The organism is Pseudomonas sp. NPDC012596 (assembly GCF_042902325.1).
Classification (GTDB): Bacteria; Pseudomonadota; Gammaproteobacteria; order Pseudomonadales; family Pseudomonadaceae; genus Aquipseudomonas.
Map to the genome: position 1 here is coordinate 201,830 of NZ_JBIBEB010000002.1, position 21,796 is coordinate 223,625.

At 62.7% G+C, this 21,796-nt stretch carries 22 protein-coding genes; 8 read left to right on the top strand and 14 right to left on the bottom strand.

Annotated features, from left to right (window positions below; all coding sequences use genetic code 11):
- Positions 1–51: 51 nt before the first annotated feature.
- Both ACFY68_RS03470 and ACFY68_RS03475 read left to right on the top strand, forming a co-directional pair.
- Positions 52–351 carry an HU family DNA-binding protein gene (locus tag ACFY68_RS03470; protein ID WP_387523283.1) on the top strand — a complete coding sequence of 100 codons (300 nt, stop codon included), beginning with the start codon at positions 52–54 and terminating at the stop codon, positions 349–351.
- A gap of 151 nt (positions 352–502) precedes the next feature.
- Positions 503–880 (top strand): helicase, encoded by a 378-nt coding sequence (locus tag ACFY68_RS03475; protein WP_387523286.1) that lies wholly within the window; start codon positions 503–505, stop codon positions 878–880.
- Positions 881–914: 34 nt separating this feature from the next.
- On the opposite strand, the gene ACFY68_RS03480 is transcribed toward ACFY68_RS03475, so the two are convergent.
- From ACFY68_RS03480 to exbB, 6 genes are all read right to left on the bottom strand, one after another.
- Positions 915–2,318, bottom strand: coding sequence for an HDOD domain-containing protein (locus tag ACFY68_RS03480; protein WP_387523289.1), 1,404 nt, complete (start codon positions 2,316–2,318; stop codon positions 915–917).
- Positions 2,319–2,396: 78 nt separating this feature from the next.
- A complete protein-coding gene (recG, locus tag ACFY68_RS03485) occupies positions 2,397–4,475 on the bottom strand; it encodes an ATP-dependent DNA helicase RecG (RefSeq protein WP_346612663.1) in 2,079 nt (692 codons plus the stop codon).
- Positions 4,476–4,478: 3 nt separating this feature from the next.
- Positions 4,479–5,405 (bottom strand): LysR substrate-binding domain-containing protein, encoded by a 927-nt coding sequence (locus tag ACFY68_RS03490; RefSeq protein ID WP_346612662.1) that lies wholly within the window; start codon positions 5,403–5,405, stop codon positions 4,479–4,481.
- Between the two features lie 94 nt (positions 5,406–5,499).
- The gene (locus tag ACFY68_RS03495) at positions 5,500–6,234 is read right to left on the bottom strand and encodes an energy transducer TonB (protein ID WP_346612661.1); all 735 of its coding nucleotides are present in this window, start codon (positions 6,232–6,234) and stop codon (positions 5,500–5,502) included.
- Positions 6,231–6,659 (bottom strand): TonB system transport protein ExbD, encoded by a 429-nt coding sequence (gene exbD, locus ACFY68_RS03500; protein WP_028632883.1) that lies wholly within the window; start codon positions 6,657–6,659, stop codon positions 6,231–6,233. The genes ACFY68_RS03495 and exbD overlap by 4 nt, the downstream gene beginning before the upstream one ends.
- Positions 6,660–6,662: 3 nt before the next feature.
- A complete protein-coding gene (gene exbB / locus ACFY68_RS03505; protein ID WP_387523294.1) occupies positions 6,663–7,628 on the bottom strand; it encodes a tonB-system energizer ExbB in 966 nt (321 codons plus the stop codon).
- A 192-nt stretch (positions 7,629–7,820) separates the two neighbouring features.
- Between exbB and ACFY68_RS03510 the strand changes: the two genes are divergently transcribed.
- Entirely contained in the window at positions 7,821–8,678 is an 858-nt protein-coding gene (locus ACFY68_RS03510) for an SDR family oxidoreductase (RefSeq protein ID WP_387523296.1), read from the top strand.
- 136 nt (positions 8,679–8,814) lie between these two features.
- Here ACFY68_RS03510 and ACFY68_RS03515 read toward each other — a convergent pair whose 3' ends face one another.
- The 5 genes from ACFY68_RS03515 to ACFY68_RS03535 form a co-directional block, all read right to left on the bottom strand.
- On the bottom strand, positions 8,815–9,540 hold the full coding sequence (locus ACFY68_RS03515; RefSeq protein ID WP_387523299.1) for a hypothetical protein: 726 nt from the start codon (positions 9,538–9,540) through the stop codon (positions 8,815–8,817).
- A 54-nt stretch (positions 9,541–9,594) separates the two neighbouring features.
- Positions 9,595–9,975 (bottom strand): RidA family protein, encoded by a 381-nt coding sequence (locus tag ACFY68_RS03520; RefSeq protein WP_043199829.1) that lies wholly within the window; start codon positions 9,973–9,975, stop codon positions 9,595–9,597.
- A 23-nt stretch (positions 9,976–9,998) separates the two neighbouring features.
- A complete protein-coding gene (gene spoT / locus ACFY68_RS03525; RefSeq protein ID WP_346612657.1) occupies positions 9,999–12,107 on the bottom strand; it encodes a bifunctional GTP diphosphokinase/guanosine-3',5'-bis pyrophosphate 3'-pyrophosphohydrolase in 2,109 nt (702 codons plus the stop codon).
- Between the two features lie 59 nt (positions 12,108–12,166).
- Positions 12,167–12,430, bottom strand: a complete 264-nt coding sequence (rpoZ, locus tag ACFY68_RS03530) for a DNA-directed RNA polymerase subunit omega (protein ID WP_012312123.1) — start codon at positions 12,428–12,430, stop codon at positions 12,167–12,169.
- 247 nt (positions 12,431–12,677) lie between these two features.
- On the bottom strand, positions 12,678–13,550 hold the full coding sequence (locus ACFY68_RS03535) for a LysR family transcriptional regulator (protein ID WP_346612656.1): 873 nt from the start codon (positions 13,548–13,550) through the stop codon (positions 12,678–12,680).
- Between the two features lie 244 nt (positions 13,551–13,794).
- Here ACFY68_RS03535 and ACFY68_RS03540 point away from each other — a divergent pair, with 244 nt between their 5' ends.
- The 3 genes from ACFY68_RS03540 (at position 13,795) to ACFY68_RS03550 (ending at position 17,567) form a co-directional block, all read left to right on the top strand.
- A complete protein-coding gene (locus ACFY68_RS03540; RefSeq protein ID WP_387523796.1) occupies positions 13,795–15,138 on the top strand; it encodes a glutamine synthetase family protein in 1,344 nt (447 codons plus the stop codon).
- A gap of 4 nt (positions 15,139–15,142) precedes the next feature.
- Positions 15,143–15,916: a gamma-glutamyl-gamma-aminobutyrate hydrolase family protein gene (locus ACFY68_RS03545; RefSeq protein WP_387523304.1), complete on the top strand. Its 774-nt coding sequence runs from the start codon at positions 15,143–15,145 to the stop codon at positions 15,914–15,916.
- 112 nt (positions 15,917–16,028) lie between these two features.
- A complete protein-coding gene (locus ACFY68_RS03550) occupies positions 16,029–17,567 on the top strand; it encodes an APC family permease (protein WP_387523307.1) in 1,539 nt (512 codons plus the stop codon).
- A 161-nt stretch (positions 17,568–17,728) separates the two neighbouring features.
- On the opposite strand, the gene gmk is transcribed toward ACFY68_RS03550, so the two are convergent.
- Both gmk and ACFY68_RS03560 read right to left on the bottom strand, forming a co-directional pair.
- Positions 17,729–18,349 carry a guanylate kinase gene (gene gmk, locus ACFY68_RS03555; RefSeq protein ID WP_387523309.1) on the bottom strand — a complete coding sequence of 207 codons (621 nt, stop codon included), beginning with the start codon at positions 18,347–18,349 and terminating at the stop codon, positions 17,729–17,731.
- A 13-nt stretch (positions 18,350–18,362) separates the two neighbouring features.
- On the bottom strand, positions 18,363–19,226 hold the full coding sequence (locus tag ACFY68_RS03560) for a YicC/YloC family endoribonuclease (protein WP_346612651.1): 864 nt from the start codon (positions 19,224–19,226) through the stop codon (positions 18,363–18,365).
- Positions 19,227–19,460: 234 nt separating this feature from the next.
- Between ACFY68_RS03560 and rph the strand changes: the two genes are divergently transcribed.
- Positions 19,461–20,183, top strand: coding sequence for a ribonuclease PH (gene rph, locus ACFY68_RS03565; protein WP_346612650.1), 723 nt, complete (start codon positions 19,461–19,463; stop codon positions 20,181–20,183).
- A 39-nt stretch (positions 20,184–20,222) separates the two neighbouring features.
- Here the strand turns inward: rph and ACFY68_RS03570 are convergent, their stop codons facing one another.
- Positions 20,223–21,002, bottom strand: coding sequence for an exodeoxyribonuclease III (locus ACFY68_RS03570; RefSeq protein WP_008091582.1), 780 nt, complete (start codon positions 21,000–21,002; stop codon positions 20,223–20,225).
- A gap of 80 nt (positions 21,003–21,082) precedes the next feature.
- Here ACFY68_RS03570 and pyrE point away from each other — a divergent pair, with 80 nt between their 5' ends.
- A complete protein-coding gene (pyrE, locus tag ACFY68_RS03575) occupies positions 21,083–21,724 on the top strand; it encodes an orotate phosphoribosyltransferase (protein ID WP_014861506.1) in 642 nt (213 codons plus the stop codon).
- The last annotated feature ends 72 nt before the right edge of the window (positions 21,725–21,796 follow it).

Below are 21,796 nucleotides of genomic sequence, written 5' to 3' on the forward strand. Positions count from 1 at the left end.
TTCTGGCAGCACGGCAATAACAACAAGAAATCCCGTCAAAGAGGCTTCACTATGCGTAAACCAGAACTCGCCGCCGTCATCGCCGAAAAGGCCGATCTGACCAAGGAAAAGGCCAATGAGGTGCTGAATGCGATTCTCGACAGCATCACCGGTGCCCTGGACAAGGACACCGTTACGCTGGTCGGTTTCGGCACCTTCGAAAAACGCCATCGGGGTGCGCGTACCGGCAAGAACCCCCAGACCGGTGAGCCGGTAAAGATCAAGGCCAGCAATACCGTTGCCTTCAAACCTGGCAAGAACCTGCGCGACAGCGTCAACGTTCCCGCCAAGCCGGCCAAGAAAGCCAAGTGATCGACGCCTGACAAACCCTCAGCCTCTGTCCAAACGGGCGCCTCCGGGCGCCCGTTGTTCGTTCTGCAAACATCGTGCAGCGAACTTGCATAAATAGTTCCGGAAAAGGCTAAACTGCGCGCCTCAGTCATTTTTTATTCGGGGCACGTTGATGAAGTTTCGCTTTCTGCTCTGGGCCATGGGGCTGCTGATGGCCAGGGCCAGCCGTAACAACCCGGCGTTTCAGCAACAGCTCAAGGACAAGGATCTGGTGTTCCAGATGCAGACGCTGGACGGCAAGGTTGCCCGGCACTTCATCGTCAGCGGCGAACGCATCAGCAGCAAGGGCGGCAGCCATCCCCAACCGGCCTTCGCCATAGCCTTCAAGGACGCGGCCTACGGCTTTGCCACGATGCAGGCGAGCAACAAGCAGCTGGCGTTCATGCAGGGGATTCAGGACAAGAGCATCCAGATCAAGGGCAATCCGGCTTTGGTGATGTGGTTCCAGGGCTTGATGAAGTACCTGAAGCCGAAGAAGAAGAAGGGCTGAAATCGTTGGGGCCGCGTAGCGGCCCCCAGGCAAATCAATGCGGCGCGTTGAACTGCGAAGCCAGCTCGCGCAACAAGGTCTCGGCCTCGAGCACCTTGTTCACCACGTCCTCAGCCTTGTCCCGGGTGATCCCCAGGCGCTCCAGCAATTCATCGGGAATCGCCTCCTGCGGCCCCGAGCCAATCCCGCGCGTGCGCAGCAGGCGAGTCGCCAGGCATACCAGGTTCGGGTACGCCGCGTTCTCGCCCTCATACGCCGGGTCGTGCTGGAAGCGCAGCGCAGTGGACAGCTCTTCAGGCATGTCCCACAGCTTCATCAGCCAGGCACCGATCTGCTCGCGGCTGATGCCCAGCAGGTGCTGTTCAACATAGGTGTGGCACAGGTGCGGGTTGACCTCCAGATGCCGGCAAATCAGCGAGAAGTGCGGCGGGAACACGTGCGCCAGCAGCAGGTAACCGAAGTTGTGCAGCAACCCCGACAGGTAAGCCAGGCCGGCTTCAGGCCGCTCTGCGCGCGGCATGGCGCGGGTCAGGCCTTCGATGATCGCAGCAGTGTAGATCGACTGCTGCCAGTACGGGGTGGCCTGCTGCGGTTGATCCTTGGGCAGGCTCAAGGTCTTGCCCAGCGCTAGGCCAAGGGCCAGGTTGATGACCAGATCAAAGCCCAGCACCCGAACGATGGCATCTTCCACCGAACGGATCTTGCCAGGTGATGCGTAGTAGGGCGATGCCGCCCAGCTGATCACCTGGGCGGCCAGCGCCGGGTCGGTTTCGACCACGCCGGTGATATCGTCGATGCTGGCGTTAGGGTCGACACGCAGCTTGATGATCTTCTGCGCGGTATTGGCCAGCGGTGGAATCTCGATGGTTTCTTCCAGGCGTTTCTGGATGCGCCGGGCAGTGAATGCCTGAACGGCCTGGGTAATCTCTTTGGAGTCGTCGTCCGGGCGGTCGAGGTTGGGGCGAATCTCCCGAACCGGTTGGCCGAAACTGCCAGCGCTGGCCTTTTTCAACATGCGCTTGAAGTCGTCGGGCTCGATTTCCAATAACAGGCCGGCTTCGCCGGACTGGATCAGCAACCTTTCGGCACCGAGCAACTTTTCTTCGTAGAGGCAGGGCGAGCTGGTGAGTGCCGGAATGGCCGGCAGGGCCTTGAGGTGGTGCTTGTCGAGCATCTGCGTGAGGCGTGCCACCGGCACGGCCTTGAGCTTGCGGCCGGTCAGTTCCTCAAGGCGATTGAGGTCCAGCAGCTTGCTCTGCGGAAACAGCACCATCAATGCGCCAATCTCGTCGTCGAGCAGGATCGCCTGCACGCGTGAGCTGGCTGGCAGTTGCGGGTGCTCTGGCACCTCGCGGTAGGCTATGCCGAGTTTTTCGAGCAACAGCCGGATGACAGACGGTGTGTGTGGGGCTGCGGTGTCCAGGGCAACTTCAGTCATGGTCCGTATCCACTGATTCTTTTAAACGCGAAGTATAACCAGTCTGGTCGCAAAGCTGGATCCATTCTGGTACTGGCGTCACACTTGGCCATATTGCTGGCCATGACGCAGCCAGCGGTCGAGGAGTGGGCTGACATGCTCCGGCCAGCGCGCAATCAGGGCCTGGGCTGCATCGCGCACGGCTGGCAACAGGTCGGCATCGCGCATCAGGTCGGCGACCTTGAACTGCAGCAGGCCGGTCTGGCGCGTGCCGAGCATTTCGCCAGGGCCGCGCAGCTCCAGGTCTTTTTCGGCGATGATGAAGCCGTCGTTGGTTTCGCGCATGATCCCCAGGCGTTCGCGGCCGATCTGTGACAACGGCGGGTGATAGAGCAATACACAGTGGCTAACCGCGCTGCCCCGGCCTACACGACCGCGCAGCTGGTGCAGCTGGGCCAGGCCCAGGCGCTCAGGGTTCTCAATGATCATCAGGCTTGCGTTGGGCACATCCACGCCCACCTCGATCACCGTGGTTGCGACCAGTAGCTGCAGGTTGCCTTGCTTGAATTCAGCCATCACTGCGGCCTTTTCCGCAGGCTTCATGCGCCCGTGGATCAGGCCCACGCGCAGCTCGCCCAAGGCGCTGCCAAGCTCTTCATAAGTGCTTTCGGCCGCCTGGCAGGTCAGCTCTTCGGATTCTTCGATCAAGGTGCAGACCCAGTAGGCCTGGCGCCCCTCGGCGCATGCGGCGCGCACCCGCTCGACCACTTCGAAGCGGCGGCTGTCGACGACCAGCACGGTATTCACCGGCGTACGTCCTGGCGGCAGCTCGTCGAGCACCGAGGTGTCGAGGTCGGCATAGGCGCTCATGGCAAGGGTTCGCGGGATTGGTGTGGCGGTCATGATCAGCTGGTGCGGGCACAATTCGCCGGCAACACCCTTCTTGCGCAGGGCCAGGCGCTGCTGCACACCGAACCGGTGCTGCTCGTCGATGATCGCCAGGGCCAAGTGCTTGAACTGCACTTCTTCCTGGAACAGCGCATGGGTACCCACCACCATCGGTGCGCCGTTGGCGATCTGCTCCAGGGCGCTGGCGCGGGCCTTGCCCTTGAGCTTGCCGGCCAGCCAGGCGACCTCCAGGCCCAGCGGTTCGAGCCAGCGCTTGAAGGTGATGTAGTGCTGTTCGGCGAGGATTTCGGTCGGGGCCATCAGCGCCACCTGGTAGCCGGCTTCCAGCGCCTGCAGTGCAGCCAAGGCGGCAACCACGGTCTTTCCGGCGCCGACATCGCCCTGCACCAGGCGCAGCATTGGCTCGGCCTGGCTGAGGTCGTAGGCGATCTCGTTGGCCACCCGCTGTTGCGCGCCGGTGGGCTGGAAGCCCAGGTTGGCCAAGTACTGCGCCTGCAGGCGCTTGGCCTTGGGCAGCACTGGCGCCCGCAGGCTGCGCAGGCTTTCACGCAGGCGCTGTTGCGACAGCTGGTGGGTGAGCAGCTCTTCGAAGGCCAGGCGGTGCTGGGCCCAGTGCTGGCCCTCGGCGAGTTCATCGAGGTCGGCGTCGGCTGGCGGGTTGTGCAGGTAGCGGATAGCGTCGTCCAGCGGCGCCAGGTGGTAATCCCGGGCCAACTCGTCCGGCAGCCAGTCTGGCAGGCTGCGCGGGCCCAGCATGCCCAGGCTCTGCTGGCAGAGCAGGCGCAGGCGCTGCTGAGTGAGGCCCTCGGTGGACGGGTAGATCGGCGTCAGGGTCTGCTCGACCGGGGGCGGCGGCTCATCGCCATTCAGTGCACGGTACTCGGGGTGGTAAATCTCCAGGCCCGAGGCGCCGGGCCGGGCCTCGCCGTAACAGCGCAAGTGGGTGCCACGCTTGAGGCCTTCTTTTTGCGCATTGCTGAAGTGATAGAAGCGCAGGCTCAGCACGCCGGTGCCATCACCAAGGCGCACGACAAGGCTGCGGCGCTTGCCCATGGTCACATCGGCACCACTGACCACACCCTCGATCACGGCATCCTGACCCGGGCGCAGGGCACCGATAGGCACCACGCGGGTGCGGTCCTGGTAACGCAGGGGCAGGTGGAACAGTACGTCCTGCAGGTTTTCCAGGCCGACCTTGGCGAGTTTTTCCGCCATGGCTTCGCCTACGCCCTTGAGCGCGGTGACCGAGACCTTCGACAGCTCAGTCATGAATCAGGCCGTTTGTTCCACAGCCGGCTTGGCCACCGAGCAGAGGCGGATCGAGTCGGCAAGGATCTCGATGGCCTTCGGCCGGGGGAAGCTGGCGCGCCAGGCGATGGCTACGGTACGGAACGGTGCTGGCGCGGTAAGCGGGCGCACTTCGATGATGCCCGGTGCGTAATGGTGGCTGTGCACCGCCGACAGCGGCAGGATCGACACGCCCAGGCCCGAGGCGACCATGTGGCGGATGGTTTCCAGCGAGCTGGACTCGACCGTGGTGTGCTTGGCACCTTCACCGCCTTTGTTCAATGTCGGGCAGGCTTCCAGGACCTGGTCGCGGAAGCAGTGACCCTCGCCGAGCAGCAGCAGGCTCTTGTCGTTGAGCATGGCGGTGTCGATGGTCTTTTTCGCCGTCCATGGGTGGTCGGCAGGCATCAGGGCACAGAAAGGCTCATCGTACAGCGGCAGGGTCAACACGTCGGCCTCGTTGAACGGCAGGGCAATGATCACCGCGTCCAGTTCGCCGTTGCGCAGTTTTTCGCGCAGCACGTGGGTGAAGTTTTCTTCGATGTACAGCGGCATCTGCGGCGCCACACGGTGCAGCTGGGGGATCAGGTGCGGGAACAGATAAGGGCCGACGGTATAGATGGCGCCGACCTTGAGCGGGGCGGTCAGCTGGTTCTTACCGGCCTGGGCCAGCTCACGAATACCTTGGGCCTGCTCCAGTACCTTCTGCGCCTGGGCGACGATGCTTTCGCCGACCGGGGTCAGGCGCACCGCGCTCTTGCTGCGTTCGAAGATCAGCACGCCAAGCTCGTCCTCGAGCTTCTTCACCCCGACGGACAGGGTCGGCTGGCTAACATGGCAACGCTCGGCGGCGTGGCCGAAGTGCTGCTCCTGGGCGAGGGTGACGATGTAGCGTAATTCTGTGAGGGTCATAACGTGCGTCCATGAAGTTGCGAGCCCAGCATAGCGGCTGCAATTGATAGACGCACGTTATCAGACTTGCCGATTTGTGACAGAAACAAAAGTATCAGCGACGGTCCAGCGAGTAGACGAACGGTGCCACTACTTCGATCGTGCCGTTGTTCAGCAACTCTGCTGGCGGCTTGGGTACGGTGCCAGCTCGGCGGATCATTTCCAGGGTTGCCCGGTCCAGTGCCGCGCTGCCCGAACCGCCAGCCATCGAGTACGAAACCACCTTGCCTTCGGCGTCGACCACGAACCGCAGGCGGTTGATGCCCTGCAGGCCGCGACGGCGTGCGTCTTCCGGGTAGCGCTTGTACTTCGCCAGGTGGCGCAGCAGGTCGCTCTGCCAGGTCGGCAACGCTTGGCTATTGGAGGCAATGCTTGGCGCCGGTGCCGCCGACTTCTGCGGTGGCGTGTTGCTTGGCGGCGTGTCGGCTACTTGTTCCTTGGCCGGTGGTTCATCTTTCGGCGGCTCAGGCTTTTTCTCAGGCTTCGGCGGTTGAGGCTTGGGTTTGGGCTTGGGCGGCTTGGCGATGGCGATTTTCGGTTTTGGCGCCTCGGCAACTTTTGGCAACGGCGGTTCTTCAACCGGTGCCGGCGGCTGTGGTGCGGCCTTGGGGGGTGGTGGCGGTGCGGGCTCGGGCAGCGGTGCCAGCTCGACCATCATGGCTGCCGGGGGCAGTTCGATGGCCTGGGGCACCGACCAGTTGAGCGTCAGCAGCACAGCGACCACGTGCACGCCCAGCACGATCGCCAGGCTGCCACCGTAGCGCGCCACGTTTGAGCGCGGTTTCGTCATTTCTTGGCTGCCGTCTCTAGACCTACCAGACCGACCTTGAGGTAGCCGGCCGCGCGCATGTTGTTCATCACTTCCATCAGGTCACCGTAATCCACGCCTTTATCGGCCTGGAAGAAGATGGTGGTTTCCTTGTCACCCTTGGTCTTGGCGTCGAGCATCGGGCCAAGGCGGTCGGGGGCAGGCACCTGATCGTCGCCGACATACAGCTTCTGGTCGGCCTTGACGCTGACGAACACCGGTTTTTCGGGCCTCGGTGCCGGTTTGGCGGTCGAGGCTGGCAGGTCGACTTTAATGTCGACTGTGGCCAGGGGCGCAGCAACCATGAAGATGATCAGCAGTACCAACATGACGTCGATGAACGGCGTGACGTTGATTTCGTGGTTTTCGGCGAGGTCGTCGCCACCTTCGTTGAGATGCAGGCCCATGGCTTACCCCACTTTCACCATGTGCGGGGCGGCGCGCTCGCCACCCTGATGGTCGAGGTCACGGCTGACCAGCAGCAGGACCTGCGCCGACGCGTCGGAAACCTGTGCCTTGTAACCGGCGATGGAGCGAGCGAAGACGTTGTAGATCACCACGGCAGGGATTGCTGCAACCAGGCCCAGGGCAGTGGCCAGCAGGGCTTCGGCGATACCTGGGGCGACCACGGCCAGGTTGGTGGTCTGGGTTTTGGCGATGCCGATGAAGCTGTTCATGATGCCCCACACGGTACCGAACAGGCCCACGAACGGTGCGGTGGAACCGATGGTGGCCAGCACGCCGGTGCCGCTGCTCATGGTACGACCGCTGGCGGCAACCAGACGCTCCAGGCGGAAGCTGACGCGTTCCTTGATGCCTTCTTTTTCGCGCGCGTTGGCCGACAGGCGCATCTCTTCGAGGGCATCGTGGACCAGGGTATGGGCCAGTGTGCCTTCCTTGTTGGAGACGTCGCTGGCTTCCTTGAGGCTGGCGGATTTCTTCAGCTGGGCGATCTCGCCGCGCAGGCGACGCTTGGCGCCCATCAGCTCGAAGCCTTTGGCGATCCAGATGGTCCAGGTGATGATCGAGGCGATGGCCAGGCCGATCATGACGATCTTGACCACGATGTCGGCGTTCTTGTACATGCCCCATGGGGACAGGTCGTGGGCCATGCCTAGCGAGGTATCTTCGACCAGTTCCTGCACGGCTGGGTCGGCGGCGGCGGGTGCAGCGGCATCGACCGGAGTGGCGGCCTGGCCATCGGCTGCAGCCGGTGCCGGATTGGCCGGGGCAGCTGCGGCAGCCGGGGTGGCGGCGTTGGCGTTAGGCTCATCGGCCATGGCCACTGGGGCCAGCACCAGGCTGAACATCAGCGCGGCGATGGCGCGCCAGGCGCGCGACGGGGTTGGCGAAGCGGAAGGTTGAGTACGTGTCATGCTGGCCGGACCTGATGAAGAAAAAGAGTGAGCGTTCTCCAAGGCCTCGAGATAGGCCGAGAACATATAGGGGCGCCATTATTGCAAGTAATTCTTGTTAACAAAAGTAATCTTGTTGCTTTTTTCGCCTATGGTCTAGCCGCCTATCGTGTAATCCGGCTAGCCTGAGCCTTTGGTCTAGGGAGTTTTGTGATGTCAGACCTTTCCGCAATGATCGTAGGTTGTGGCGATGTAGGTGGTCGCTTGGCCCGGCAACTGCTTGCTCGTGGCTGGCAGGTGAGTGGCCTGCGGCGCTCGATCGATCAGCTTGCGCAGGGTGTTGTGCCGGTCGCTGCCGACCTCGCCGACCCAGGCATTCCGCAAGCCTGGCCGCAGCGCGCGCCCGATTACCTGGTGTACTGCGTAGCCGCCAGCCAGCATGACGAAGCCGGCTATCAGGCTGCGTACGTTGAAGGTTTGCGCCATGTGCTGGTGTGGCTGGCGGAGCGCGGGCAACAGCCGCGGCGCCTGCTGTTCGTATCCAGCAGCAGCGTATTTGCACAAAAAGACGGTGAGTGGGTCGATGAGACCGCGGCCACCGAGCCTGAAGGGTATTCGGGCCGTGTGATGCTGGAGGCCGAGCGGCTGGCGCTGGGCAGCGGCATCCCGGCCAGTATCGTGCGGCTGACCGGTATTTACGGGCCGGGCCGTGAGTGGTTACTGAGCCAGGTGCGCCAAGGGTACCGAGTGGCTGAAGAGCCGCCACTTTATGGCAACCGCATTCATGCCGAGGATGCTGCCAGCCTGTTGGCGTTCCTGCTGCAGGCCGACGCCGATGGCGTGGCGTTGGACGATTGCTACATAGGTGTCGACGATGACCCGGCGCCACTGGCCGATGTGGTGGCCTGGCTTCGTTCGTACATGGGCGTCACCGAATGGTCCGATGAACAGCGGGTGCGCCGTACCGGCAGCAAGCGTTGCAGCAATGCCCGGGTGCGAGCGTTGGGCTGGGTGCCGCAGTATGCCAGTTACAAAGAAGGGTACGCGGCCATCCTGAAAGGCGAAGGCTGAAACCTGCTGTGTCCTGCTGGCCCTATCGCCGGCAAGCTGGCTCCCACTCTGGGTAGTGTCAGGCCTGAGGCCCGCACTGTAACCATGGGAGCCGGCTTGCCGGCGATGAGGTCTGTGAAGTCACGCGGGACGTGAGTCAGTCCTTCTCCAGCACCCACTGACGAGCACCAGCAGCCAACTGTGGCATCTCATCCGGCTGCGCACGGTTCACCGCCTGGAAGATCTCCAGCTTGTCGTCATCACGCTTGAAGATGAACGGCGCGCCGCGCTGGTTGCGCTCCAGCCACAGGCTGTCGTTGCTGCCGCCCATGCTGGCGCAGTCGCCCGCCAGGCACAGCGCATAACGGTCGGGGCCGGGCAGGCCGGTCACGCTGCCGTTGTCGGCGAAACGCACCATGCTGCCTTTGCCCTCACCTTCGATGATCTTCCACTCACCACCTAGGTACGCCTGGTACAGCGCTTTTTCAAAGCTGCCACCCAGCGGCGCATTGCCGGGCTGCTGGGCGCGCATGAAGGTCTGTTCGGCGCCGGACGGGTCGACGGTTTTAAGTTCGTCGCCATCCAGTGCCAGTTGATCGGTCTGGCCGCCCGGGAAGCTGGCTTGCCATTGCTTGTCGTTGGCGATCAGTTGGCCATCGGCAGCCTCGAAGCCGTTACTGAAGCTGGCTTGCTGATTGGCCACATCGAGCTTCCACTCGAAGACCGGGCCATGTTCGTTCAGCGCTTGGCGCAGGCTGCCACCTTTGACGGCGGCTTTGATGGCGTCCTGGTTGATCCAGGTGCCGTTGAAATCTTCGGGTTTGTGACTGGCGCAGCCGCTCAGAAGCAGGGCTGCCAGCGCGAGGGGCAGTGCTTGACGCATGGTGGGTAACCTTGAACAGGAAGGTGACGGGCAGGGCGCCCGTCACCTGCGGCATCACTCGATGACCAGGATGGCGTCCATTTCGACCTGGGCGCCTTTCGGCAGCGCGGCAACGCCAATGGCGGCGCGGGCTGGGTACGGCTGCTCGAAGTAGCGGCCCATCACTTCGTTGACCTTGGCGAAGTGGCTCAGGTCGGTGAGGAAGATGTTCAGCTTGACGATGTCCTTGAACGAACCGCCAGCGGCTTCGGCCACCGACTTGAGGTTCTCGAACACCTGCACGGTCTGGGCTTCGAAGCCTTCGACCAGCTCCATGGTTTTCGGGTCCAGCGGGATCTGGCCCGACATGTACACGGTGTTGCCGGCCTTGATCGCTTGCGAGTAGGTACCGATGGCGGCAGGGGCCTTGTCGCTGTTGATGACGGTCTTGCTCATGATGACTCCTTGCGGTTGGCGGACTACGTACGCATGCGGGTGATGCGGACCACGCCGGTCAGCGTACGCAGCTTCTTGATCACACGAGCCAGGTGCACGCGGTCGTGCACGCTGACCACCAGTTGGACAACGCTGATGCGGCCGTCGCGTTCATCCATGCTGATCTTCTCGATGTTGCCGTCGGCGGCATTGACGCTGCTGGCCAGCAACGCAATCAGGCCACGCTGGTGCTCCAGCTCGACACGCAATTCGACATTGAATTCGCCGGTGATGTCCTTGGCCCAGGAAAGCTGCACGCATTTCTCGGGGTTATGGCGGATTTCACTGATGTTGCGGCAGTTCTCCAAGTGCACGACCATGCCTTTGCCAGCCGACAGGTGGCCGACGATCGGGTCGCCCGGGATCGGCGTGCAGCACTTGGCGTAGCTCAATACCAGGCCTTCGGTGCCTCGGATGGCCAGCGGGCCCTCCGGTGCCGGCAGCTGTTCGCCTTCGGCGGACAGCAGGCGGCGGGCGACCACATAGGCCATGCGGTTGCCCAGGCCGATGTCTTCGAGCAAGTCTTCGATCAGCTCGAGGCGGTACTCGGCGAGGATCGCGTTGACGCGCTCCTGCGGGATCTTCTCCAGGCTGCTGTCGAAGCCGGTCAGCACTTTGTTCAGCAGGCGCTCGCCGAGGCTGATCGACTCGGAGCGGCGTTGCTGCTTGAGCGCGTGGCGGATGTGCGTGCGGGCCTTGCCGGTGACCACGAAGTTGAGCCAGGCCGGGTTTGGCCGTGCGCCCGGGGCGCTGACGATCTCGACCGTCGAGCCGCTCTGCAGTGGCTCGGACAGCGGCGCCAGGCGCCGGTTGATGCGGCAGGCGATGCAGCTGTTGCCGACATCGGTGTGCACCGCGTAGGCAAAGTCGACGGCGGTGGAGCCTTTGGGCAGCTCCATGATCCGGCCTTTGGGCGTAAAGACGTAGACCTCGTCGGGGAACAGGTCAATCTTCACGCTCTCGATGAACTCGAGCGAGTTGCCGGCACGCTGCTGCAGTTCGAGGATGCCCTTGACCCACTGGCGGGCGCGGGCGTGGCTGCCTTTGGGCTGCTCGTCGTCGTTGGACTTGTACAGCCAGTGCGCAGCGATGCCGTTGTTGGCCATCTCTTCCATCTCGCGGGTACGAATCTGGATTTCGATGGGTACGCCGTGCATGCCGAACAGCGTGGTGTGCAACGACTGATAGCCGTTGGCCTTGGGGATCGCGATGTAATCCTTGAAGCGCCCGGGCAGCGGCTTGTACAGGTTGTGCACGGCGCCGAGCACGCGGTAGCAGGTGTCGACCTTGTCAACGATGATGCGGAAGGCGTACACGTCCATGATCTCGGTGAAGGCGCGGCGCTTGCCGCGCATCTTCTTGTAGATGCCATAGAGGTGTTTCTGCCGCCCGCTGACTTCGCCCTGGATACCGTCGGCGGCCAGGCAGTTGGCCAGCGAGTGTTCGATCTTGGCGACAATCTCTTTGCGGTTGCCGCGAGCGCTTTTCACCGCCCGGTGGATCAGCGATGACCGCATCGGGTGCATGGCCTTGAAGCCGAGGTCTTCAAACTCGACGCGCACCGTGTGCATACCCAGGCGGTTGGCAATGGGGGCGTAGATTTCGAGGGTTTCCTTGGCGATGCGTCGGCGTTTTTCGCCAGACAGCACTTCCAGGGTGCGCATGTTGTGCAGGCGGTCGGCCAGCTTGACCAGAATCACACGGATGTCGCGGGCCATGGCCATGGCCATCTTCTGGAAGTTTTCGGCCTGCGCCTCGGCTTTGGTCTCGAAGTTCATCTGGGTCAGTTTGCTGACCCCATCGACCAGCTCGGCAACCGTCTCGCCAAACTGCTGGCTGAGAGCTTCCTTGGCGATGCCGGTGTCTTCGATTACGTCGTGCAGCATGGCCGCCATCAGGCTTTGATGGTCCATGTGCATGTCGGCGAGGATGCTGGCCACAGCCAGCGGATGGGTCACGTAGGGCTCGCCACTGCGGCGGCGCTGCCCGTCGTGGGCCTGTTCGGCGTAAAAATAGGCCCGGCGAACCAGGTTGACCTGCTCGGGGCCCAGGTAGGTCGACAGCCGTTCGGCTAAGGCTTCTATGCCCGGCATGGTTTCACCTCTTGCCGAGGAAGAGGGCCTTGTGCCGCGCGACGTCGACCAGGCATGGCTTAGACAGCCTCGTTGGACTCGTCCTCGAACGCGGCGAAGACCGGATCCTCGGTGACGATCTCTTCAGCAGCGATGAATTCGTTGGTGACGATGCCTTCGGCGATTTCACGCAGCGCAACGACGGTTGGTTTGTCGTTTTCCCACGCTACACGTGGCTCTTTGCCGCCGGTAGCCAGCTGACGGGCGCGCTTGGTCGAGAGCATGACCAGCTCAAAACGGTTATCCACGTGTTCCAGGCAGTCTTCAACAGTTACGCGGGCCATGGTCTTCCTCAGTAGCAAATGCGATGGGCGTGCAGCCCAATATGGGCAGGCGGACTCGATAGTTTAAAAAATCACCAGCCAATAGGGAAGCGCTGTTTTGCCGGCTGGTTGCCTTGCAGACCTGTGGCGCTTGCTTCGCGGGCAAGCCCGCTGCCACAGGATCAGTGTAAATCAACAGGCCAGGGCCGATCGCTGCAGCAGCGGGCTTGCCCGCGAAGGCCCGGAACAGACACCTTCATCTTGTATCTCACAACATCGCGCCACGCAACCGCGGTGTCAGTTCCTCGAACAATGTCTGCACCGATCGCAACGCGCGGCAATCTGGCCGGGTCAGCAACCACAGCTGAGTATCGCACCCCGCCAGTGGCCCGCTGAGGGCGTCGACGCCGGGCAGGGCATGCACCATGTAGTCGGGAAGGGCCGCCACGCCCAGCCCGGTGCTTACCAACTGGGCGATGGTCGACATGCTGCTGCACTGGTAACGGGGGCTCAGCCCCGGGTATTGCTGGTTGCGCCAGACCACGGTTGGGTGGTCCTGCATCGAGTCGTCAGGGGCTATCCATGGCACGCTCGCATGCCCCTCGGCCAAGCGCTCGCGCCACTGCGGCTGGCCACAGATCACGTAGGACGTGGAACCCAGGCAGCGGCCGACCAGGTGCTCCGGCGGTGTATTGGTCAGCCGCAGGGCGATGTCGGCATCGCGCCGGCTGAGGTTGGCAAAGGTGTTGGAGGTGCCCATTTCCAGCGACAGCGCCGGGTAATTCGGCATGAATTCGGCCAGCGCCGGCAGCAGCAGGCTATGCATCACCGCTTCGGTACAGGTCAGACGAACGGTACCACTGACCACCTGCTCGCCACTGGTCATGGCTATGCGCGCGGCTTCCAGCGCCTGCTCGGCGCGTTCGGCCTGCTCGGCCAGGGCCTGCGCGGTGTCGGTCGGCAGGTAGCCTTTGCGGCTTTTGACGAACAGCGCGGTGCCGAGTGCCGATTCAAGCCGTCGGATCGAACGGAACACGGTCGAAACGTCGACTTTGAGCAGCTCGGCGGCCTTGGCCAATGAGCGCCCGCGCTCCAGGGCCAGGACCAACGAGAGGTCGGCATGGGTAATCTGATATTGCATTGGTGCACGCTCTGCTTGCCGAAATGCCAATGTCTGTTGCGTTGAGGCCATTTTATAGTGGAACCGCCCCTGGGAATCAATGCGCCCGGTCGGGTAACCAATCCCCACGATGGGAAAGTGAAAAAAACAACAGCTGCAACCATCGTCGCCCGTGAGGCGCCAGCCGTATCCCCACATCGCCGCAGCAAATCAAAGGATGTACACCATGACGTCGGTCACCCCGTGCGCCAGTTCTTCCAGCGAGATGAAAGACTTCCTCCAGGCCCATCCGGACACCCAGTACGTCGATCTGCTGATCTCCGACATGAACGGCGTGGTACGCGGCAAGCGCATCGAGCGGGCCAGCCTGCACAAGGTGTACGAGAAGGGGATCAACCTGCCGGCTTCGTTGTTTGCCCTGGATATCAACGGCTCTACGGTTGAAAGCACCGGCCTGGGCCTGGATATCGGCGATGCCGACCGCATCTGCTTCCCGATCCCCGGCACCCTGTGCAACGAACCCTGGCAAAAACGCCCCACCGCCCAGTTGCTGATGACCATGCACGAGATTGAAGGCGAGCCGTTTTTCGCCGACCCGCGCGAGGTGCTTCGCCAGGTGGTGAGCAAATTCGACGACCTGGGGCTGGATATCTGCGCTGCGTTCGAGCTGGAGTTTTACCTGATCGACCAGGACAACCTCAACGGTCGCCCGCAACCGCCGCGTTCGCCGATCTCCGGCAAGCGTCCGCAATCGACCCAGGTTTATCTCATCGACGACCTCGACGAATATGCCGACTGCCTCCAGGACATGCTGGAAGCGGCCAAGGAGCAAGGCCTGCCGGCCGATGCGATCGTCAAGGAAAGCGCCCCGGCGCAGTTCGAAGTCAACCTGCACCACGTGGCCGATCCGCTGAAGGCCTGCGACTACGCGATCCTGCTCAAGCGCCTGATCAAGAACGTCGCCTACGACCATGAAATGGACACAACCTTCATGGCCAAGCCCTACCCCGGCCAGGCGGGCAACGGGCTGCACGTGCATATTTCGCTGTTGGACAAGAAAACCGGCAAGAACATCTTCGCCCATGACGACCCGCTGCAAAGCGATGCCCTGCGCCATGCCATTGGCGGCGTGCTGGAGACCATGCCGGCGTCGATGGCGTTTCTTTGCCCGAACATCAACTCGTACCGCCGCTTTGGCGCACAGTTCTACGTGCCCAACGCGCCGAGCTGGGGCCTGGACAACCGCACCGTAGCCGTTCGCGTGCCGACCGACAGCAGCGAAAACGTGCGCATCGAGCACCGCGTTGCCGGCGCCGACGCCAACCCGTATCTGATGCTCGCAGCCGTGCTTGCCGGCATCCACCACGGCCTGACCAGCAAGGTCGAGCCTGGCGCGCCGATCGAAGGCAATTCGTACGAGCAGCTGGAGCAGAGCCTGCCGAACAACCTGCGTGACGCCCTGCGTGCGCTGGATGACAGCGAAGTGCTCAACCAATACATCAGCCCGGACTACATCGATATCTTCGTGGCCTGCAAAGAAAGCGAGCTGGCCGAGTTCGAAGTGTCGATTTCCGACCTCGAGTACAACTGGTACCTGCACACGGTGTAAGCCCATGAGCGCAAATGCGGTCCCCTTGATCGGTGTCAGCGCCTGCCGCCAGCAGGTGGGGAAGAACTCGTCGCACACGGTGGGCGACAAGTATGTCGAGGCCGCCGGCTTTGCCGGGCTTCCGCTGATCCTGCCGGCCCGCGATGGCGGCAGCGACACACAGGCGCTGCTGGCCCAGCTCGACGGTATTCTTTTTACCGGCTCGCCTTCAAATGTCGAGCCGCATCATTACAATGGCGCCCCCAGTGCGGAAGGGACCCGGCACGATCTTGCACGTGACCGCCTGACCTTGCCGCTGCTGCAGGCAGCCATTGCCGCCGGCGTGCCGGTGTTCTGCATTTGTCGTGGCTTTCAGGAATTGAACGTGGCCCTTGGCGGCAGCTTGCACCAGCGTGTGCAGGAGCTGCCGGGCTACCTGGACCACCGAGAACCTGAGGATGCACCCCTGGAGGTGCAGTACGGCCCTCGTCACCCTGTCGGCATAGAGCCTGGCGGGGTGTTCGAGCGCCTGGGCCTGGCTGCGCAATTCGAGGTCAACTCGCTGCACAGCCAGGGCATCGACCGCCTGGCCCCAGGCCTGCGTGTCGAGGCACGGGCCCCGGATGGCCTGATCGAAGCGGTGTCGATGCCTGATGCGCCGGGCTTTGTCCTCGGCGTGCAGTGGCACCCGGAATGGCGTTTCGCCGAAAACCCGGTCTCCCGGCGCCTTTTCCAGGCGTTCCGCGAGGCCTGCATTGCCCATGCTGCTCGGGAGGTTTCACGCCGCAAGGCCGGTTGATGTCAGCCGCAAGTCCTGGATGACGCACCTCCCGCTGCACGCTTTCTATGAGTGAACGCAGGCCTGTTTGCAGGGCCTGCGAAAACAATACCAATATTGACGGCAAATACTCATGAGCAATTATTCAGAAGCCGGCCGCCCACCCGATGTGGCCGACTCGGGCAGCACTCAGCGCAGCAAAGGCTTGGCCAAAGGCCGACTCGGCCTGCTGGCCAGCGTGGTGTTGGGCATTTCCACGATCGCTCCGGTCTACACCCTGACTGGCGCCCTTGGCCCCACCGTGCGGGAGGTCGGTGCTCACCTTCCGGCCGTTTTCATCGTTGGTTTCCTGCCCATGCTGCTGGTTGCCCTGGGCTACCGCGAGCTGAACGCAGCGGAGCCTGACAGCGGTACCTCCTTTACCTGGTCGGCCCGCGCCTTCGGCCCAATGATCGGCTGGATCGGTGGTTGGGGGCTGGTCGTCGCCACCACCATCGTGTTGTCCAATCTGGCGGGCGTTGCCGTCGACTTCTTCTACTTGTTCCTTGGCCAGATCACCGGCAACCCTGAGCTGGCGGCCCTGGCGGACAACCTGCTGATCAACATCACGACCTGTTGCGTGTTCATCGCCATGGCGGTGTGGATCTGTTGCCGCGGCATGGCCACTACCATGACCGTGCAATATGGCCTGGTGGCGTTGCAGCTGCTGGTACTGATCGGCTTTGCCTTCGCCGCCTTCGGCGAGACTACCGCGCCGCCGCCGCTGGAATTCGACTTCGCCTGGTTCAACCCATTCGGGGTCGAGTCGTTCTCAGCCTTTGCCGCGGGCCTGTCGCTGTCGATCTTCATCTTCTGGGGCTGGGACGTGTGCCTGACCGTCAGCGAAGAATCGATAGGCAGCGACGAGGTGCCGGGCAAGGCGGCGACCTGGACGGTACTGCTGATTCTCGGCCTGTACCTGCTGACCGCCATCGCTACCCTGCAATTTGCCGGTATCAGCGAGCACGGCCTGGGCCTGAACAACCCGCGCATCCAGGAGAACGTCTTCGCTCACCTGGCAGGTCCGGTGATGGGGCCGCTGGCGATTCTGATGTCCATCGCCGTGCTGGCCAGCACCGCAGCTTCGCTGCAGTCGACCTTCGTCTCGCCGGCGCGTACCTTGCTTGCGATGGGTTACTACGGGGCGGTGCCAGAACGCTTCGCCAAGGTGTGCCCGCGCTCGCAGACGCCGCGCTACGCGACCATCTGCGCCGGCATTGCCGCAGGCCTGTTCTACGTGACCATGCGTACCCTGAGCGAAAACGTGCTGGCTGACACCATCACCGCGCTGGGCATGATGATCTGCTTCTACTATTCGCTGACGGCTTTCGCCTGCGTCTGGTACTTCCGCCACAGCCTGTTCACCAGCCTGCGCCACTTCTTAATGCGCGGCCTGTGCCCGCTGGTGGGTGGGGTGATCCTGTCGGTAATCTTCGTGCGCACCGCCATCGACAGCGCCTCGCCGGAATTCGGCAGCGGCTCGCATGTGGCTGGGCTTGGGTTGGTGTTCGTGATTGCGGCGATCATCTCTGCACTGGGTATCGTGCTGATGATGCTCTCGCGGATGCGCGCGCCGGCTTACTTCCTGGGGGCTACCCTGCGACAGCAGGCGACCCTGCAGCTGCAGGAATAAACAAAAGGGGCCGCTTTGCGGCCCAATCGCCGGCAAGCCGGCTCCCACAGCTATGGCAGCGTTGCATATTCTGTGAGAGCCCCATAGTTATGGCAGTGTTGCATGTTCTGTGGGAGCCGGCTTGCCGGCGATTGGGCTGCAGAGCAGCCCCGTTCGCTCTATCAGGAAAGCAGTTCTTTCAGCAGCGCCCCGTGACGCTGCTGCTGTTTCTTCAGCAACAGCCGGTTGGCAACGAATACCGCCTTCAACTCCTCCAGCGCCGCGCCGAACTCATCGTTGATGATGACGTAGTCGTACTCGTCGTAGTGCACCATCTCGCTGACCGCTTCCTTCATGCGCCCGTCGATGATCGCTTCGCTGTCCTGGCCGCGGCCGTTCAGGCGATGGCGCAGGGCTTCCTGGCTTGGCGGCAGAATGAATACCGACAGGGCCTCAGGCATCAGCTTGCGTACCTGCTGGGCGCCTTGCCAGTCGATTTCTAGGATCAGGTCGAAGCCTTGGTCGAGGGTCTGCTGCAGCGCGCTGCGCGAGGTACCGTAGAAGTTGCCGAATACTTCGGCGTGCTCCAGGAAGTCGCCCTGGTCGATCAATGCCTTGAATTCTTCGTGAACGACGAAGTGGTAGTTCACCCCGTGCTGCTCGCCCGGGCGCATGGCGCGGGTGGTGTGCGAGACCGAGACGCGGATCTGCTGGTCGTCCTTGGTCAAGGCCGTTACCAGGCTGGTCTTGCCGGCGCCAGACGGGGCCGAGACGATGTAAAGTGTGCCGCTGCTGTGATTCATGGTTGGGGTGGCCCTACTCGATGTTCTGTACTTGTTCACGCATCTGTTCGATCAGCACCTTCAGGTTGACCGCCGCTTGCGTGCTACGCGGGTCAAAGGCCTTGGAGCCCAGGGTGTTGGCCTCTCGGTTGAGTTCCTGCATCAGGAAGTCCAGGCGCCGCCCGGCAGCACCGCCGGACTTGAGCACCCGGCGTACTTCGTTGACGTGGGTGCTGAGGCGGTCGAGTTCCTCGGCGACGTCGCTCTTTTGCGCCAGCAGCACCATCTCCTGCTCCAGGCGCTGTGGGTCGAGCTCGGCCTTGAGGTCGCCGAAGCGGTCGATGATCTTCTGCCGTTGGGCTGCCAGCATCTGAGGGACCAGGGCGCGCAAGGTAGTGACCTCGGTGGCCATTTGGTCCAGGCGCTCGTTGATCAGCCTGGCCAGTTCCTGGCCTTCGCGCAGGCGCCCGGCCTTGAGTTCTGCCAGGGCTTCGTCGAACAACGCCAAGGCTTCGGCATTGAGTGCCTGCGGGTCGCTGGCGTCGGCCACCAGCACACCCGGCCAGGACAGCACTTCCAGCGGGTTGAGCGGCGCCGGCTGCTTTATCAGGCCGGCCACCTCTTCGGCGGCGGCGACCAGTTGTGCAGCGCGCACGTGGTCAACTTTCAGCGGTTTGCCGTTGCTGTCTTCGTGCAGGCGCAAGGTGCACTCGACCTTGCCGCGCGACAGGCCTTGGCGCAGGCCTTCACGCACCGCGCCTTCGAGGTCGCGCAGGGCGTCGTGCAGGCGCAGGTGGGGTTCAAGGTAACGGTGGTTGACCGAGCGCAGTTCCCAGACCAGGGTGCCTTGGCTGCCTGCGCGCTCGACACGAGCAAAAGCGGTCATGCTGTGCACCATGGGGACTACCTCGCGTAGATGAAGTGAACGGGGGGGGGGGCAGCCTTTCGGCTGCAAGGCGCAGGATTGTAGCGCAGTGGCGCCTCGGCGCCCAATCCGCCCATGTTACAGAGCCGCCATCTGGTAGGGGGAAAAGGCGACAGGCTGTCCGCGACGCGACAATAAGCATGTCCTCGCCGGGCAGCGGGCTTTATAATGCTGGGCAGATTCAAAGTCCCAGTACAGGTATCCCAGATGAAACGTCCAAGTGGTCGCGCCGCCGATCAGCTCCGCTCGATCCGCATCACCCGCAACTACACCAAGCACGCCGAAGGGTCGGTACTGGTCGAGTTCGGTGACACCAAGGTCATCTGCACGGTCAGCGTTGAAAACGGCGTGCCGCGCTTCCTCAAAGGTCAGGGCCAAGGTTGGCTGACTGCCGAATACGGCATGCTGCCGCGTTCCACCGGTGAGCGTAACCAGCGCGAAGCCAGCCGTGGCAAGCAGGGTGGCCGTACCCTGGAAATCCAGCGCCTGATCGGCCGCTCGCTGCGTGCCGCGCTGGACATGAGCAAGCTGGGTGACATCACCCTGTACATCGATTGCGACGTGATCCAGGCCGACGGCGGTACCCGCACCGCGTCGATTACTGGCGCCATGGTCGCGCTGGTCGATGCCCTGGCAGTGATCAAGAAGCGTGGCGGTCTGAAGGCTGGCAACCCGCTCAAGCACATGATCGCCGCGGTATCGGTTGGCATGTACCAGGGCGAAGCGGTGCTCGACCTGGACTACCCGGAAGACTCCGCTGCTGAAACCGACCTGAACGTGGTCATGACCAGCGCCGGTGGTTTCATCGAAGTGCAGGGCACCGCCGAAGGTGCGCCGTTCCAGCCTGAAGACTTCAACGCCATGCTGGCGCTGGCGCAAAAGGGCATGAACGATATCTTCGAGCTGCAGAACGCCGCGCTCGCTGACTGATTGATAGCAATTGGGGCCGCAAGGCGGCCCCAATGCTTTTTAGATGGTCAACGTCCAGTCGTAGTCGACGATCAGCGGCGCGTGTTGCGAGAAGCGCGGCTGACGCGGCAGGCGAGCATTGCGCACGAAGCGGCGCAGGCCCGGGGTGAGGATCTGGTAGTCGAACCGGTAGCCCAGGTTGAGCATCTCGGCCTGTTCGTTGTCTGGCCACCAGCTGTACTGGTCGCCTTCACGGCTGACTTCGCGCAGGGCATCCACGTAGCCCATGTCGCCAGTGATCGCATCCATCCAGGCACGCTCCGGCGGCAGGAAGCCCGGCGACTGCTGGCTGTCACGCCAGTTTTTGATGTCGAGCTTCTGCTGTGCCACATAGAACGAGCCGCAGTAGATGTATTCGCGGCGCTTGCGGCGCTGCTTGTCCAGGTACTTGGCGAAGTCGTCCATCAACTTGAATTTCTGATTCAAGTCTTCGTCGCCGTTCATGCCCGAAGGCAACAGCAGGCTGGCAATACTGACTTTGTCGAAATCTGCTTGCAGATAACGCCCGTAGCGGTCGGCTGTCTCGAAGCCCAGGCCGGTGATGACTGCCTTGGGCTGCATGCGCGAGTAAAGCGCCACGCCACCTTGGGCGGGCACCTCCGCGTCGCAGGCATAAAGGAAATAGCCATCGAGCTGGAAAGCTGGGTCGTCGAGTTCAAAGGCCGAGGCGCGGGTATCCTGAAGGCAGATGACGTCGGCATTCTGGGCTTGCAACCAGCTGAGCAATCCACGCTCGGCCGCAGCCTGAATGCCATTTACGTTCACACTGATGATCCGCATAAATGGCCCCAAAAATCTCGTGCGTGTATGATACCCGAGCTCAACCCATTTAGCTAAATCCGTGGTGTCCGGGACTTTCCATGCAGCCGTATCAGCGCGACTTTATCCGTTTTGCCATCGATCGCGGCGTTCTGCGCTTCGGTGAATTCACCCTGAAATCGGGGCGTACCAGCCCGTATTTCTTCAATGCCGGCCTGTTCAACACAGGTTCCGCCCTGGCTGAGCTGGGTCGTTGCTACGCGGCGGCCATCGTCGACAGCAAGATCCCCTTCGACGTGTTGTTCGGCCCGGCCTACAAGGGCATCCCCCTGGCGGCGACCACCGCCGTGGCCCTCGCCGATCAGCATCAGCTCGACGTGCCATGGTGCTTCAACCGCAAGGAAGCCAAGGATCACGGTGAAGGCGGCAGCCTGGTAGGCGCGCCTCTGGCCGGTGAAGTGTTGATCATCGACGACGTGATCACTGCCGGTACCGCCATCCGCGAGGTCATGCAGATCATCAACGCCCAGCAGGCCAAGGCCGCTGGCGTGCTGATCGCCCTCAACCGCGAAGAGCGCGGCAATGGCGAGCTGTCGGCGATCCAGGAAGTGGAACGTGACTTCGGTATCCCGGTAGTCAGCATCGTTTCGCTGACCCAGGTGCTGGAGTTTCTGGCTGATGACCCGCAGCTCAAGCAGCATCTGCCTGCTGTCGAGGCTTATCGGGCGCAGTACGGAATCTGAGTCCGGCTCGGTAACGAAAAAGGCGACCTTTGCGGGTCGCCTTTTTTGTATCTGTTGCCCTTTCGGGCCCTG